This is a genomic window from Kocuria sp. 2SI, from assembly GCF_005502825.1.
In the GTDB taxonomy this organism is placed as follows: domain Bacteria; phylum Actinomycetota; class Actinomycetes; order Actinomycetales; family Micrococcaceae; genus Kocuria; species Kocuria palustris.
The window spans coordinates 121,572-137,020 of sequence record NZ_SCNB01000005.1 but is presented as its reverse complement, the minus strand read 5'-3'; the positions used below and the strand labels follow the sequence as shown (position 1 = coordinate 137,020).

Sequence of the window (15,449 nt, the reverse complement as noted above, 5' to 3'; positions counted from 1 at the left end):
CTCGGATCCGCTCAGCCCAGGGCGTCCGCCCGCAGCTGCGCGAACTGCGTCAGCAGTCGCCCCAGGGCCTCGGGGGAGGCCACGCGGAACGGCGCGACCGTCTCCTTGTCGCCGATCTTCAGGCCGACGTCCTGGGGTCGCAGCGCTCGCATGCCGTCCTCGTCGGTGACGTCGTCGCCCACGAACAGCGCCGCATCCGCGCCGGTGGCCCGGATCAGCGCCTCGACGCCCTCGCCCTTGGTCGCCGAGAGCACCGAGCACTCCATGACCTGCTGGCCCGGGGTGATGCGCAGCCCGTCCAGGGCCTCGAAGCGCCCGAGCATCTCGGCCAGCGCCTGATCCGACAGGGACTGGTCCTCCATGGGACGGGTGTGCAGGCAGACCCCTGCCGGCTTGAGCTCGGCCTTGGCCCCGGGATACCTGTCCACGACCTCGCGCACGGCGTCGACGGCGCGATCGAGTGCCACGAGCTGCTCCCCGGACAGGCGGATGGCCGTGTCGCCGGCGTCGGGCCCGAGCGGATGCAGGTCCAGCTCGGCCCCGTGGGACCCGCTGAGCAGCTTGGTGCGGTCCTTGTCCACGACGGAGCGCAGGAAGCCGAGGTCCCGCCCGGAGATGATGCCCACGTGAGTGCGCTCCATGGCCGCCAGCCGGTCGAGCGCCTCCTGGGACTCGGGCAGCGCCCGGGAGTCCTGCGGGTCCACGGTGAAGGGGGCCAGGGTGCCGTCGAAGTCGAAGGCGGCCAGCAGGACGGGCGCCTTCGCCAGACGCCGCAGGGCCTCGAGCAGCTCAGGAGACAGGGCGTCGTCGGGAGAGGACATGGGCTCAGGACTCCTGGGCATCGTCGTTGCGGCGGCGGAGGGCGGCGAGGTCGTTGAGGAACGCCTCCTGCCAGGCGTCGACGTCGTGGGTCAGCACCTGCCGGCGCATGGCGCGCATGCGCTTGCGGGCCTCGTCGTCCGGCATGGCCTTGGCCGCGAGCATGAGCAGCTTGAGGTCGTCGATGTCGTGCGGGTTGACCAGGATCGCCTGCTTGAGCTGATCCGCCGCCCCGGTGAACTCGGAGAGCACGAGCCGTCCGCTGCCGTCGGCCTTGGCCGCCACGAACTCCTTGGCCACCAGGTTCATCCCATCGCGCAGGGAGGTCACGAGCATGACGTCGGTGGCCAGGTAGAGCGCGACCATCTCCTCGAACGGATAGCCGTGGTGGAGGTAGCGGATCGCGGTGTGGCCCATGGTGTCGTACTGGCCGTTGAGATGCCCGACCATGCCCTCGACCTGCTCGCGCAGCACCTTGTAGGACTCCACGCGCTCGCGCGACGGGGAGGCGACCTGGACGAGGATGTCGTGATCGACATCGAGATCGCCGTCTGCCAGCAGCTCGCCGTAGGCCTTGATCCGATGGCGGATGCCCTTGGTGTAGTCCAGGCGGTCCACGCCCAGGAACACCGTCTCGGGATCGCCGAGCTCGCGGCGGATCTGCCTCGCGCGCGCCTTCGTCTCCTTCCGAGCGGCCATCTCCTTGATGCCCTCGACGTCGATCGAGATCGGGTACGGACCGGCCTTCAGGGTCCACGACGGATCGTCCGCGGCGTCCTCGCCCGTGAAGTCGAAGGCGGTGGAGGTGGTCTGCGCGGTGATCTCGGCCTCGCCGCGGCGGAAAGAGACTCCCATGAACCGGCGGACGCAGTTCTGGAAGTTCTGGGCGTCGCCGGGGCGCTGGAAGCCGACCAGATCCGCACCGGTGAGGCCCTCGAGCACCGAGCGCCGCCAGGGCAGCTGGGCGAAGATCTCGACCGGCGGGAACGGGATGTGATCGAAGAACCCGATGGTCAGATCGGGACGCATCTGCCGCAGCATCCTGGGCACGAGCTGCAGCTGGTAGTCCTGCACCCACACGGTCGCGCCCTCGGAGGCAGCCGTTGCGGCGGCCTCGGCGAAGCGCCGGTTCACGTCCTTGTACGCGTTCCACCAGGTGCGGTGGTAGCTCGGCGGGGCGATGACGTCGTGGTACAGCGGCCACAGGGTGCCGTTGGAGAAGCCCTCGTAGTAGCGCTCGACCTCCCGGGCGGAGAGCTCGACCGGGACCAGGTGGAAGACGTCGTGGTCGAAGGGCTCAAGCTGCTCGTCCGGGCTGCCGGCCCAGCCGACCCAGGCGCCGTCGTTGCTGGCCATGACCGGGGCGAGCGCGGAGACCAGCCCGCCAGGGGAGCGGTGCCAGGAGCTGCTGCCGTTCTCGTCGACGGCGCGGTCCACCGGCAGGCGGTTGGCGACGACGACGAAGTCCCGGCCCTGCCAGTCCCCAGTGGATGTCTGATCGGTGCTCGCGGATGCGGACTGGCTCACGGTGCACTCTCCTCCATCGGGTGATCTGCTGGCTCCAGTCTAGGTCGCCTCGCCTGGCCCGGACCCGGGGCATCTGCACGTCGGCTGGACGGTCCCTGATCGCGGAGGCGGACGCGGTCACCGCTATCCTGGCGCGTGAGACCACTCGAGCCCGCGATACGCCCCCGGGCACCGTGGTGCCGTCACCCCCGACCTTCACGCAGAAGAGGATCCATGGCCTCCACCCACGACAAGGACGATTTCAGGGCTCAGGCTCGCGGGATCGCCGAGAAGCACGCCCAGGCCGACCAGCGGCAGAAGCGCCTCCTCCAGGGCGGCATCGCGCTGCTCGTGGTCGCGGTCCTGGTCATCGCCGCGCTGGTGTTCTGGCAGGTGCGCTCCCAGCGCATCCCCGATTCCGGGCCCGTTCCCGCCAGCGCCAACCAGTGGGGCGGGATCGAGATGACCGCCGACGGCATCACGAAGGACTCCTCCGATACGGATGAGGTCTCCGCCGATGACGCCGGCGACCCGCCCGAGACCCCGCCGGAGACCCCGGAGGCCGAGGGCATCGTCGAGCCGGGAACGGCCGCCGATTCCGATGAGCCCGTGCAGATCGTGATCTGGCAGGACTTCGACTGCGTGCACTGCGCGGAGTTCGAGGAGACCCACGCCGAGGACCTCGCGAAGCTCGTGGACGCGGGCGAGGCCACCGTCGAGTACCGCACGGTGAATTACCTGGACAGCGCCACGTACTACTCCTCCCGCTCCGCGGCCGCCTTCTACGAGGTCGCGAACCAGGTGGGCACCGACGAGGCGCTCGCCTTCCAGGAGGAGATGTTCACGCACCAGGGCACCGGCGGGCTCGACGACGACGAGATCGTCGAGATCGCCTCCAAGCACGGCGCCGACATCGAGCAGGCCATGGACGATCAGGACTGGCGCCCGATGGTCGACTACACCTCCGCCACGGCCCAGGCCGACGGCGTGAACGGCACCCCCACCGTCATGGTCGACGGCGTGGTCTGGGAGCAGGGCTCGAGCCTCTCCGAGGCCGTCAAGGCCGCCGCCGAGGGCAAGGACCCGAACGAGGCCGGCGGCGAGGCCTCGGACTCCGCCTCGGGCGGGGCCACGGAGTCGCCGTCCGCCTCCGCGTCGGGCTCCTCGACCGCCTCGGCGGAGCCCACCGAAGGCTGATTCCCCCTCGGACCGCGCGCCCACGGCGCCCGTCGAGCCCATGGCTCGACGGGCGCCGTCGTGTCATCCGGGTGCTCCCCGCTAGGATGGCAGGGTCCTTCAGCAGAGGACGCGCCTCCTTAGCTCAGTCGGCAGAGCAGCTGCCTTGTAAACAGCAGGTCGTCGGTTCGATTCCGACAGGGGGCTCCGCTTGTGCCAGCATGTGGGTCATGATCCTGGCAGCGCTGGACATGATGGTCCCCACCCACCAGAGCACGGGGCTGTGGCGCCATCCTCGCGCTCAGCCGGAGCAGTACCGGGACCTGAGGTTCTGGACCGCCCACGCGCAGATGCTCGAGCGCGCCGGCTTCGACGTCCTGTTCCTGGCCGATGCCGCCGGGGTCTACGACGTCTTCGACGGCTCCGGGCGCACCGCCATCCGCTCCGGGATGCAGTACCCGGCGCTGGATCCCCTGACGGCCGTCAGCGCGCTCGCCGCAGCCACCACCAGCCTCGGCTTCGGCGTGACGGCCTCGGTGAGCTACGAGCAGCCGTATCTGCTGGCGCGCCGCTTCGCGAGCCTGGACCACCTCACGGACGGGCGCATCGGCTGGAACATCGTGACCGGCTATCAGGAATCCGCCATGCGCAACCTCGGCGCCGGAGGCCAGCTGCCCCATGACGCCCGCTACGACAGGGCCGATGAGTTCATGGACGTGGTCTGCGCGCTGTGGGAGGGCACGTTCGAACCGGGGGCGCTGCGCGCCGACGCCGAGTCCGGGATCTATCTCGACCCGGACCTCGTCCACGGGGCGGGTCATGGGGGCGAGCACTTCAGCGTCCCCGGACCCGCGCTCGTGGCGCCGGGCCCGCAGCGCACCCCGTACCTCTTCCAGGCGGGCTCCTCGCCGCGCGGGATGGCCTTCGCCGCCCGGCATGCCGAGGCCATGTTCTTCTCCGGGACCTCGACAGCATCCGTCCGTCGGCTCACGGACGCCGCGCGAGCCGGGTTGGAGCGGGAGGGCCGCGGGGCGGATGCTGCGCACATGCTGATGTCGATCACGGTGATCGCCGACAGCACCGACGCGGAGGCGGCCGAGCGCGCGGCTTCCTACGCCCAGTTCGCCGACCGGCAGGCTGCCCTGGCGCTGTTCGCGGGCTGGACCGGGCTCGACCTGGCGCCGTTCGACCCGCAGACCCCCTTGGCGCGGGCAGTCGCGCAGCTGACGGGCGACGGCGCCATCGAGGGCAACCGCTCAGCGCTGCAGTCCTTCCTGGAGCTGGACCCTGACCGGAACTGGACGGTGGGGGAAGTGGCTGCGCACATGTGCCTGGGCGCTCGCGGCCCCGTCGTGATCGGCTCAGGCGCCACGGTCGCTGAGGAGCTCGAGCGCTGGATGGTCGAGGCCGGCGTGGACGGCTTCAACATCGACTACGGCCTGCGCGACGTCGATATGACGGCCTTCGCTGAGCACGTGAGCCCCGAGCTGCGCCGCCGCGGGCACCTGCCCGAGGGCGCCCGGCCCGGCTCGACGCTGCGCGGGAGGCTCACCGGCGCCGATCACCTGCCGAGCACCCACCCCGGGGCGGCGTTCCGGCGCTGAGGTGCCGCACAGCACGGAAGCGGCCCCCGACCATCCGGTCGGGGGCCGCTGGGGATCGAGGCGGGATCACTCGTCGGTGATCGCGACCTCCGCCTGCTCGCGGCGGCCGAAGGCCCACAGCAGCAGCTCGGACGGGGTGCCGCGCACGATGCGCACCGTCGAGGTCTTGGCCTTGCCCCCGGTCACGGAGCCGTAGCCGTTGGCCACCAGCAGGACGGAATCCTGCTCGGGACGCAGCAGAGCCTTGCCCATGAGCTTGAGGGCGGCCCAGAGGTCCCGCTCCTCCTCCTGCAGCAGCTGACGGCGGTGCCAGGTCTCCTGCGCGCGGCGCACGTCCTCGTGGTGGACGAAGAACTCGGCGGTGTTCATGCGCTTGTCCAGCGGGCCCAGTCGGGCCGGGGAGTAGAGGGCAGGCTTCTCGACCTTGGACACCAGCTCGGCCCAGTCCTGGCCGCGCAGCTGGGCGTCGGCCTCCTGCGCCCGCTTGCTCAGCACGGGGATCTTGGGCAGGACGGTTCCCGCGATGAGATCAGGGCGGGAGTCGCGCTCGATCAGGTGGACCGCGAGATCGCGGGTGACCCAGCCCTCGCACAGGGTGGGGGCATCCGGCCCCACGCGGCGCAGCAGGGCTGCCAGGTGACGGCGCTCGACGACGGCGAAATTGGTCACTTCATCTCCTCCCGGCGCGCTCCGGGTCGCCGGAGGCGCTCATGCGATGACTGATGCGATGCCTTCCTCCCCAACGTATCCGCGCACGCCGAGGGGAGGAACCGCACTCGTCGCATCGGCTCGAATGCACAGGACATTCCCACCGGGATCCGCCGCGGGACCGTCGAGCACCTGGCCCGGGCACGACGAAGGCCCTCCTCGATGGGCACTGCGCACCGAGGAGGGCCTTCGCGGCTCGACCCGGCTCAGACGTCCTCGCGGGTGCGGCTGACCACCTTGGCGCGGATGGACAGGAGCAGGATCACGGCGAGCAGCCCGTAGAGCACCCAGGTGATGGGGCCGTCGATCAGCACGGAGGGATCACCGGCGGAGGACACCAGCGCATCCCGCAGGGAGGTCTCGGCCAGCGGCCCGAGGACCATGCCGATGATCAGCGGCGCCATGGGGAAGTCGTTGAGCCGCATGACGAACGCGATCAGTCCGAGCACCAGCAGAAGGCCCAGGTCGAACAGGGCGCTCGACGACGCGTAGATGCCCAGCGCGCAGAAGACCATGATCCCGCCGTAGAGATACGGGGCGGGGATCAGCAGCAGCTTGGCCCAGACCTGTGCGAACGGCAGGTTGATGATCAGCAGGACCACCATGGCCACGAAGAAGCTGGCCAGCAGCGCCCACACCAGGTCCGAGGAGCGCTCGAACAGCAGCGGGCCGGGCTGCAGGCCGTACTGCCGGAAGGCCGCCAGCATGATGGCCGCGGTGGCGGAGACCGGCAGGCCCAGGGCCAGCAGAGCGCCCATGGCCATGCCGGTGGTCGAGTTGCCGGCGGCCTCGGGTGCGGCCAGGCCGCGGATGGCCCCCTTGCCGAACTGGGGGTCCTTGCGGCGTCGATCCAGCGATCGCTCGGTGCCATAGGCCAGGAAGGTGGGGATCTCGGCGCCGCCGGCGGGGATCACACCGAAGGGCAGGCCGATGGCGGTGCCGCGGCCCCAGGCCGGGGCCGCCTCCCGGAACTCCTTGCCCGACAGCCACGGACGGCCCTTGGGGGCGACCATGGTCCCCTGCGGGGTGTGCCGGGTGACGGTGGCGTAGTGGAAGACCTCGCCGAGAGCCAGCACGGCCACGGTGACGGTGACCAGCGAGATGCCGTCGAAGAGGTTCTGCGAATCGGCGGTGAAGCGAGGGATGCCGGTGACGGAGTCGATGCCGATCACCGCGATGCCCAGGCCGAGCAGCAGCGACAGCAGGCCCTTGACCGCCGAGTCGGTGACGACGGAGGACGTGGCCATGAAGGCGAACAGGGCCAGGGCGAAGTACTCGGCCGGTCCGAAGCTGGAGGAGAACCTGGCCAGCCAGGGCGCGACGAACACCAGCAGGATCGAGGCCGTGAAGCCGCCGACGAACGCGCCGATCGCGGCCGTGGCCAGGGCCTGGGGCGCTCTGCCGTCCTTGGCCATGCGATGGCCCTCGAACGTGGAGGCGATCGCCGATCCCTGCCCCGGAGTGTTCATGAGGATGCCCATGGTGGAGTCGCCGAACAGGCCGCCGAAGTAGACGCCCGAGAACATGATGAACGCGGCGGTGGGCTCGAGGGCGAAGGTCACGGGCAGCAGCAGCGCCACGGCCATGGAGGAGCCGAGCCCGGGGATGACGCCCACAGCGGTGCCCAGAAGGCACCCGGCGACGACCCAGAAGAGGTTGCTCAGCGTCAGGGCTCCGGCGAAGCCGTCGGCCAGAAGGGACAGGGATTCCATCAGAACGCACCCCCCAGGATGCCGGAGGGCAGGTTCAGGCCCAGCCCCATGTCGAAGCCGATGTAGGCCAGCGAGCTGACCGTCAGGCCCACCGCGAGCGAGGTCAGCGGGCTGCGGTTGCCGAACCCGCGGGCCACGAACCAGAAGAGCAGAGCCGCGGCCAGGACCCAGCCGAGCAGCCGCAGGGTGAGGATGAACAGGATGAACCCGCCGACGGTCCAGACCAGTGCGGGCCAGTCGAACGGCGCGGCCGACTCGGCGGCGGCCGCGGGGCCGCGACGGGAGCGGTTCCGGGCGATGCTCAGCAGCTCCAGGGCCGTCAGCGCGTAGATCAGCCCGGCGATGATCGCGGGGAAGAACCGGGGGCCCGGGAAGTCGGTGGAGTCCGTGACCTCGATCAGGAACAGGTTCACCGTCAGATAGGTCGCGAACGCGAGCAGGATCAGCGGAGTGAGCAGATCGCGGATCAGCGTGGTGCGCACCTCGGGCTCGGCGGAGGAGCTCGAAGGCGCTGCGGGGTCGCGGGGCTCGTCGGAGCCGTCGGCCCAGGGGGTCTCGGCGGCGGATGCTGAGGTGCTCATGAGCCCATCTCCTCATACAGGCCGGAGATGCGCTCGCGCTCGGTCTCCAGGAAGTCGGTCAGCTCGTCGCCGAAGATCCGGTTCTCGGACCAGTGGTAGCGCTCCACGGCCTCGGCCCATTCGGGGGCGTCGATGGTCTCGAGGATCACGTCCTCCAGCTCGGCCTTCTCCTCTTCCGTGATTCCCGGAGGGGCTGCGAGCAGGCGCCAATTGGTCAGCGAGACGTCGTATCCCTGGTCGACGGCGGTGGGGATGTCGATGCCCTCGACCGGCTCGGGGGCCACCAGCGCCAGCGCGCGCAGGTTCCCGGCCTCGATCTGATCCACGTTGTCCGGGTAGCCGCCCGTGGCCGCCTTGGCGGTGCCGTTGAGCAGCGCCTGGATGGCCTCGCCGCCGCCGTCGGAGGACACGAACTGGAAGTTCGCCAGGTCCACCCCGGCCTTCAGCGCCAGATCGGTGATCACGAGCTCGTCGAACGAGCCGCCGCCGGTCCATGGGAGGGCCCCGGGGTCGTCCTTCCACGCCTTCACGAGGTCGTCGAGGCTCTCGTAGGGGGAGTCTCCGGGCACGACGATCACGCCGTACTCCTCGACCACGACGGCCAGAGGGGTGACGTCGTCGAGGGTCGCCTCCGTCTCGTACTGGATGGTCGCCGCGAGCTGGCCGGTGCCGCCGACCATCAGGGTCTGCGGGTCGCCCTCCATGTTGATGAGGTTGCTCAGCGCGATCGTGCCGCCGGCACCGGGCTGATTGACCACCTGGGTGTTGTTGATGATCTGGTTCTCGCGCTGGACCATCTGCATCTCACGGGCGATGGTGTCCCATCCTCCGCCGGCCGCGGCCGGGGCGATGATCGTGAGGTTCGAGCGCAGATCGGTTCCGGAGGTGCGCGAGGTGATCGAGCCGTAGGCCGCGGTCCCGAACGACCCGAGCGCGACGACCGCGCCCAGTCCCTTCAGAACGGCCCGCCGGCCCGGGGGACCTGTCTGCGATGTTTCCTGTGCTTCCACGGGAGGGCTCCTGCTGGTGCGTGGCGCAGCCGCAGGTCAGGGCTGGTGGCATCCCGACCCGCGGCTGATGATGTGCGCCATGCTACATGTGAACTCGCCCACAATCGCATCTGAGCCGAGCCCCCGCAGCGGCCGCGATCACAGCTGATCGAGCGAGCCGGTGAGGGCCTCGGGCTCCTCGGGAGGCTCCTCGCTGAACTGGCTCTCGTAGAGCGCCCGATAGGCCCCGGGGCGGGACATCAGCTCGTCGTGGGAGCCCTGCTCGATGATCCGGCCGCCGCTCATCACCAGGATCGTGTCCGCGTCGCGGATCGTGGAGAGGCGGTGGGCGATCACGAACGATGTGCGGCCCCGGCGCAGCGCGGCCATGGCCTTCTGCACCGCGACCTCCGTGCGGGTGTCCACCGACGAGGTCGCCTCGTCCAGGATCAGCAGGGCCGGTGCTGCCAGGAAGGCGCGCGCGATCGTGATCAGCTGGCGCTCGCCGGCGGAGATGCTGCCGCCGTCGTTGTCCAGCACGGTCTCGTAGCCGTCGGGCAGGGAGCGCACGAACCGGTCCACCGAGGTGGCGCGGGCCGCCTCCTCGACCTCCTCGTCGGTGGCCTCGAGGCGCCCGTAGCGGATGTTCTCGCGGATGGTCCCGGTGAACAGCCACGCGTCCTGCAGCACCATGCCCACCTGCGAGCGCAGCTGCGCACGGGTCATCTCCCGGAGGTCGGTGCCGTCCAGGGTGATGCGCCCGGAGTCGATCTCGTAGAAGCGCATCACCAGGTTGACCAGTGTGGTCTTGCCCGCGCCGGTGGGGCCCACGATCGCGACGGTTCGCCCCGGCTCGGCGGTGAAGGAGAGGTCCTCGATCAGCGGCTCGTCGGGCTGGTAGGAGAAGTCCACGTGCTCGAACTGCACGCGGCCCTCGATGCGCTCGGGCATCTGCGCCGGAGCGGACTCGGGCTCCTGCTCCGGGGCGTCCAGCAGTTCGAAGACGCGCTCGGCCGAGGCCACGCCCGACTGGATCTGGGTGGCCATCGAGGCGACCTGGGACAGGGGCTGGTTGAACTCGCGCGAGTACTGGATGAAGGCCGTGGCCGCACCCAGCGTCATGGACCCCGACACCACGCGCATCCCGCCGACCACGGCGATGCCCACGTAGGACAGCCAGGAGACGAACTGCATGATCGGCATGATCGTCCCGGAGACGAACTGGGCGGAGAGGGCCGAGCGGTAGAGGTCGTCGTTGCGGCGATCGAAGTCCCGGGCCATGTCGTCCTCGCGCCCGAAGACGGTCACGAGCTGGTGGCCGGTGAAGTCCTCCTCGATCTGGCCGTTGAGGGCTCCGGTGGCCGCCCACTGCTTCCCGAAGTGCTTCTGGGCACGAGAGCCTACGATCCCGGCCGCGGCGGCGGACAGCGGCAGCGCGATCAGCGCCACGAGCGCCAGCTGCCAGGACAGCACGAACATCATGATCAGGATGCCGAGCACCCGCATGATGTTTTCGAGCAGTGACGAGAAGGTCTGCTGCAGCGCCGTCTGGACGTTGTCGACGTCGTTGGTCACCCGCGACATCACATCCCCGCGGCGGCGGGTGTCGAAGTAGCTCAGCGGGATCCGGTGCAGCTTGTCCTCGACCTGGGCGCGCAGGTCCCGGATGATCCGCACGGAGATCGTGTTGAGGATCCGGCCCTGGGCCCACTGCAGGACCGAGGCCACCAGGTACATGACCAGCACGAGCATGATCAGCTGGCCCAGCCGACCGAAGTCCACTCCGGAGCCTGGGTCCAGCGTCATGGTCGAGAAGACGTCGGCCAGGGAGTCGCGCCCGTCGGCGCGCAGGCCGTCGACGACCTCCTGCTGCGTGGCATCCGGCGGGAGGTCCCGGGACAGCACACCGGCGAAGACGACGTTCGTGGCCTGGCCGAGCAGCATGGGCGCCAGCACAGAGAGCAGGACGGATCCCGTGATGAACACCAGCACCACGGCCAGCCCCGCCTTGAAGTCCATCATGAGGCCGCCGAGCCGGTGCACCGAGGGCCAGAAGCTGCGCGGCTTGCGCGCGGGAGCGCCGCCGCCCCAGCCGTCGTCAGCGGGAGCGTCATCCAGGTCGATCTCGGGGGAGATCAGGGAATCGTCCTTCAGGGACTCATCCCCGGCCGCGGCTTCGGCACGGCCGCGGCGACGTGCAGAGGAGGTGCTGGGGCTCAACGGGCGGCCTCCGCTTCCGTGTCGGCCGAGGGATCCTCGGGACTGAGCTGGGAGTCCACGATCTCCCGGTAGGTGGCCGAGGACTCGAGCAGCTCGGCGTGGGTGCCGCGGGCGGTGATCCGGCCGTCGTCGAGCACGAGGATCTGATCGGCATCGAGCACGGTGGCCACGCGCTGGGCGACCACGATCTGGGTGACGTCGCGGGTCACGGGACGCAGCGCCGCCCGCAGCGCGGCATCCGTGGTGACGTCCAGGGCCGAGAACGAGTCGTCGAACAGGTGGACCACGGGATCCGCGATCAGCGCCCGTGCGATGGACAGGCGCTGGCGCTGCCCGCCCGAGACGGTCGTTCCGCCCTGGGACACGTTCGTCTCGAGCTGCTCGGGCATCCGGCGCACGAAATCGGCGGCCTGCGCGGTCTCCAGGGCCTCCCACAGCTGCTCGTCGGTGGCCTCGGGGCGCCCGAAGCGCAGGTTGGAGGCGATCGTCCCGGAGAACAGGTAGGGCTTCTGCGGCACGAGCGCCACGCGGCGCACGATCTCGCTGCGGGCCAGGCGCGAGGTCTCCGCCCCGTCGAGCAGGACCTGCCCGTGCGTGGGGTCGTCCAGGCGCGGGATGAGGTGCAGCAGCGTGGTCTTCCCGGCGCCGGTGGAGCCGATGATCGCGGTGGTGGTGCCCGGGCGGGCCGTGAAGCTGATGCCCTCCAGCACCGGGGCCTCCGCGCCGGGGTAGGAGTAGGAGACGTCCCGGAACTCGACGACGCCCTCGAGGCGCTGCGGGGCCTGCGGCTGCAGCGGTTCGTGGAGGCTCGTCTCCGTGCGCAGGACCTCTCCGATGCGCTCGGCGCTGACCATGGCCCGGGGGACCATCATCATCATGAACACTCCCATCATCAGGGCCATGAGGATCTGCAGCAGGTACTGCGTGAACGCGGTCATCTGCCCGACCTCGAGCAGCCCCTCATCCACGCGGTGGCCGCCGAACCACAGCACCGCGGCGGTGGCCAGGTGCAGGATCATCATGATCAGGGGGAACATCAGCACGAACAGCTGCCCGATGCGCAGGGAGATCCCCGAGAGCTCGTCGTTCACACCGGCGAAGCGCTGGCGCTCGTGGTCCTCGCGCACGAAGGCCCGCACCACGCGCATGCCGACCACCTGCTCGCGCAGCACGCCGTTGATGTCGTCGATCCGGCCCTGCATGGAGCGGAACAGGGGCATGAGCCTGCGCATGATCAGCAGCAGCAGCACCACGAGCAGCGGGATCGCGACCCAGACCAGCCAGGACAGGCCGGGGTCCGTGCGCAGTGCCATGGCCAGGCCGCCGATGCTCATCAGCGGCGCGGTGATCATCATGGTCAGGCCCATCAGGGTCAGCATCTGGATCTGCTGGACGTCGTTCGTCCCGCGCGTGATCAGCGACGGTGTGCCGAAGCGGTCCATCTCGCGCCCGGAGAAGCGGGCGACCCGGCGCTGGACGGCGTGGCGCAGGTCGCGTCCGGTGCCCATGGCCACGCGCGCGCCGCAGTACACGGCCGCCACGGCAGTCACTGCCTGCAGCAGCGTCACACCGAGCATGACCAGACCCGTGGAGACGATCACCCCTGTGCGGCCCTGGGCCACCCCGCCGTCGATGATGCGCGCGTTGAGCGCGGGCAGCAGGAGGATCGTCAGGGTCGCGGCCAGCTGCAGGACGACCGTTCCCAGGATCCAGCCGGGGTAACGGCCCGCGTAGTCGCGGATCAGGCGCAGGAGCAAGCGGTGCCTCCAAGGGGGTGGCCGACGAGGGGCGCAGGGATGGGTGCGTGCGTCAGCGATGACGGGGTGCGCGGAAGGGGCAGGGGCCCGGAAGCCGGGCCCGGCCCGGGACAGGATAGACCTTCGGACAGGGAGGCTCCCGATAGTCTCGGGGGCGACGCCCCGGGTCGCAGCGGCCCTGTCTCGGCTGCCGCGAAAGGACCGCGCACCGAGTGAGGGGGCGAGGCACGGACTCGGGTCCCAGGAGGAATCGGCACATGTTCGCACAGGAGCGGCAGGCGGAGATCGCCGAGCTGGTCAGCGCATCCCGTCGGGTCAGCGGCGCCGACCTGTCCCGGCGATTCGACGTGACCATGGAGACCGTGCGCCGGGATCTGGCCGCGCTCGAGGCCGCGGGCAGGCTGCGTCGAGTGCACGGCGGGGCGGTCTCCCTCGACCGGCCGGCGTCCGTCGAGGCAGCGATCGCAGGGCGCGAGGCGCCGAAGTCACCGGCCAAGCGGCGCATCGCCGCGGCTGCCGTGCGCCTGCTCGAGGATGAGGGCGCGGTCACCGTCGTCCTGGACGCGGGCACCACGGTGGAGGCGGTGGCCGATGAGCTCGCGAACTGGCGGTCCGATGACTCCGAGCAGCCGCTGCAGGTGCTGACCCACGCGCTGCACGTGGCCGGGCGGCTGGCCGATCACCCGGACATCGAGCTCGACATGGTCGGCGGCGCTGTGCGCAAGCTCACCTGGGCGGCCGCCGGAGCCCGCACCGCCGGGCACTACTCCGACCACCGGGTGGACCTGGCGATCCTGGGCTGCTCGGGGGTCTCGGAGGGCTTCGGATTCTCCACGCCGCACGCTCCAGAGGCCGCGGTCAAGGCGGCGATCGCAGGGGCCGCCCGCCGGGTGGTCGTGGTCTGCGACGCCGAGAAGCACGGCCACGAGACGTTCTCGCGCTACGCCCATCTGAGCGAGATCGACGTCATGATCACCGACGCCGAGCCGCCGTCCGGGCTCGCCCGCGCCCTGGAGCGCGCCGGTGTGGAGGTCGTCATCGCCTGAAGGACGCGCAGGGGCGGTGCCGAGGTCCGAGCAGGGATCACCCGGTACGGTGGGAGACCGAGACCCCTGTCCGCGAGCCCGGGCGGCGCGGGCCTGCTGTCGGCCCCCGTCCCGTCCTCGCCGAGACAGCCCCCGAGCGATCGTCCCGGGGCATGACCCGAAAGGAGCACCGTGCGCGCTTTCACCGCACGCTTCGCCACGACCCAGGAGATCGACGCCTGGGATGAGCATGTGCAGTCCAACCCGCGCGGAGGGGACCTGCTGCAGGCGTCCTCGTACGCCGACGTCAAGAAGGATCACGGCTGGCGGCCCGTGCACCTGGTCCACGAGCCGCGCGACGGATCGCAGCCGGTGTTCACGCTCGTGCTGGAGAAGGTCGTTCCGGGGCTGGGCACCCTCTGGTACATGGCCAAGGGCCCGTCGGTCGAGGCCGGCGAGGACCTGGTCGGCTTCGCCGAGGCTACGGAGGAGCTGATCCGCCGCAAGCGCCTGGGCGTCTTCATGGTCAAGATGGAGCCGGTGCTGCTGGATGACCCCGAGCTCACGTCCACCCTGGAGGACGCCGGCCTGGTGCATTCCTTCCCGATCCAGTCCAACGACTCGACCGCGCTGCTGGACACCGACCGCAGCGAGGACGAGGTCTTCAAGGCCCTGCACTCCCGCGGCCGCAACGCGGTGCGCCGCGCGATCCGGGAGGAAGCGCGCGTCGAGCGCGTGCCCGTCACGGAGGAGAACATGCAGGCCATGTTCGGGCTGATGCAGACCATCGGACAGGGCCGCGCCAGCGTCATGCTGCGTCCGTACGAGTACTACCAGCGGTTCTGGACGAACTTCGACCAGGCCGGGCAGGGACGCCTGTACTTCGCCTACGAGGACGGCGAGCCCTCCGTCGGCGCCTTCGTGGTTGCCTTCGGGAGGCACGGCTTCTACAAGGACGGCGGGTCGAAGCCCCGGCGCAAGCAGTACGGCGATTCGCACCTGGTGCAGTGGACCGCGCTGACGGATCTCATGAAGGACCACGGGATCATCGACTACGACTTCGTGGGCACCCCGCCCAAGGACCGGGTCAAGGACAAGGAGCACCCGTTCCACGGGCTGGGGCTGTTCAAGACGTCGTTCACCAAGACCGTCATCGACTACACCGGCGTGTGGGATCAGCAGATCTCCCCCTGCCGCGCCCGCCTGTGGAACACCGTGATCGAGAAGGTCATGCGACGGCTGTGGGTCCGCTCCCGCAACGAGGCGTTCTACTGAGCCGACGACCGGCCCCCTGCCCGGCCTGCCCGGGTGCCCGTGCCGGATGACGCCGCACGGCGGCATCCGGCACGATG

Annotated in this window: 12 protein-coding genes and 1 tRNA gene; 5 read left to right on the top strand and 8 right to left on the bottom strand. The window is 70.3% G+C overall.

Going from position 1 to position 15,449, the window contains the following annotated elements:
* Window positions 1–11: 11 nt before the first annotated feature.
* Together otsB and FFS25_RS04655 are read right to left on the bottom strand one after the other, a co-directional pair.
* A complete protein-coding gene (gene otsB / locus FFS25_RS04660) occupies window positions 12–821 on the bottom strand; it encodes a trehalose-phosphatase (RefSeq protein ID WP_137802095.1) in 810 nt (269 codons plus the stop codon).
* Window positions 822–825: 4 nt separating this feature from the next.
* A complete protein-coding gene (locus tag FFS25_RS04655; protein WP_137802094.1) occupies window positions 826–2,346 on the bottom strand; it encodes an alpha,alpha-trehalose-phosphate synthase (UDP-forming) in 1,521 nt (506 codons plus the stop codon).
* 213 nt (window positions 2,347–2,559) lie between these two features.
* On the opposite strand from FFS25_RS04655, the gene FFS25_RS04650 reads away from it, so the two are divergent.
* The 3 genes from FFS25_RS04650 to FFS25_RS04640 all read left to right on the top strand — a co-directional run bounded on the left by FFS25_RS04650 (window position 2,560) and on the right by FFS25_RS04640 (window position 5,105).
* Entirely contained in the window at window positions 2,560–3,522 is a 963-nt protein-coding gene (locus FFS25_RS04650) for a DsbA family protein (protein ID WP_058871456.1), read from the top strand.
* 113 nt (window positions 3,523–3,635) lie between these two features.
* Window positions 3,636–3,708, top strand: a tRNA-Thr gene (locus tag FFS25_RS04645).
* 23 nt (window positions 3,709–3,731) lie between these two features.
* On the top strand, window positions 3,732–5,105 hold the full coding sequence (locus FFS25_RS04640; protein ID WP_171004099.1) for an NtaA/DmoA family FMN-dependent monooxygenase: 1,374 nt from the start codon (window positions 3,732–3,734) through the stop codon (window positions 5,103–5,105).
* Window positions 5,106–5,171: 66 nt separating this feature from the next.
* Here the strand turns inward: FFS25_RS04640 and FFS25_RS04635 are convergent, their stop codons facing one another.
* The 6 genes from FFS25_RS04635 to FFS25_RS04610 all read right to left on the bottom strand — a co-directional run bounded on the left by FFS25_RS04635 (window position 5,172) and on the right by FFS25_RS04610 (window position 13,072).
* On the bottom strand, window positions 5,172–5,774 hold the full coding sequence (locus FFS25_RS04635; RefSeq protein ID WP_058871454.1) for a TIGR03085 family metal-binding protein: 603 nt from the start codon (window positions 5,772–5,774) through the stop codon (window positions 5,172–5,174).
* Between the two features lie 245 nt (window positions 5,775–6,019).
* Window positions 6,020–7,525, bottom strand: a complete 1,506-nt coding sequence (locus FFS25_RS04630) for a tripartite tricarboxylate transporter permease (protein ID WP_137802092.1) — start codon at window positions 7,523–7,525, stop codon at window positions 6,020–6,022.
* A complete protein-coding gene (locus FFS25_RS04625) occupies window positions 7,525–8,106 on the bottom strand; it encodes a tripartite tricarboxylate transporter TctB family protein (protein ID WP_137802091.1) in 582 nt (193 codons plus the stop codon). Before FFS25_RS04625 ends, FFS25_RS04630 begins: the two co-directional genes overlap by 1 nt.
* Entirely contained in the window at window positions 8,103–9,116 is a 1,014-nt protein-coding gene (locus tag FFS25_RS04620) for a tripartite tricarboxylate transporter substrate binding protein (protein ID WP_137802090.1), read from the bottom strand. Before FFS25_RS04620 ends, FFS25_RS04625 begins: the two co-directional genes overlap by 4 nt.
* Before the next feature lie 138 nt (window positions 9,117–9,254).
* Window positions 9,255–11,315, bottom strand: coding sequence for an ABC transporter ATP-binding protein (locus FFS25_RS04615; protein WP_137802089.1), 2,061 nt, complete (start codon window positions 11,313–11,315; stop codon window positions 9,255–9,257).
* Window positions 11,312–13,072, bottom strand: coding sequence for an ABC transporter ATP-binding protein (locus FFS25_RS04610; protein WP_137802088.1), 1,761 nt, complete (start codon window positions 13,070–13,072; stop codon window positions 11,312–11,314). Before FFS25_RS04610 ends, FFS25_RS04615 begins: the two co-directional genes overlap by 4 nt.
* 257 nt (window positions 13,073–13,329) lie before the next feature.
* Here FFS25_RS04610 and FFS25_RS04605 point away from each other — a divergent pair, with 257 nt between their 5' ends.
* Together FFS25_RS04605 and FFS25_RS04600 are read left to right on the top strand one after the other, a co-directional pair.
* Window positions 13,330–14,118, top strand: coding sequence for a DeoR/GlpR family DNA-binding transcription regulator (locus tag FFS25_RS04605; protein WP_058871448.1), 789 nt, complete (start codon window positions 13,330–13,332; stop codon window positions 14,116–14,118).
* A gap of 171 nt (window positions 14,119–14,289) precedes the next feature.
* Complete coding sequence (locus FFS25_RS04600; RefSeq protein WP_137802087.1) at window positions 14,290–15,372, top strand: lipid II:glycine glycyltransferase FemX; 1,083 nt, start codon at window positions 14,290–14,292, stop codon at window positions 15,370–15,372.
* Window positions 15,373–15,449: the final 77 nt, after the last annotated feature.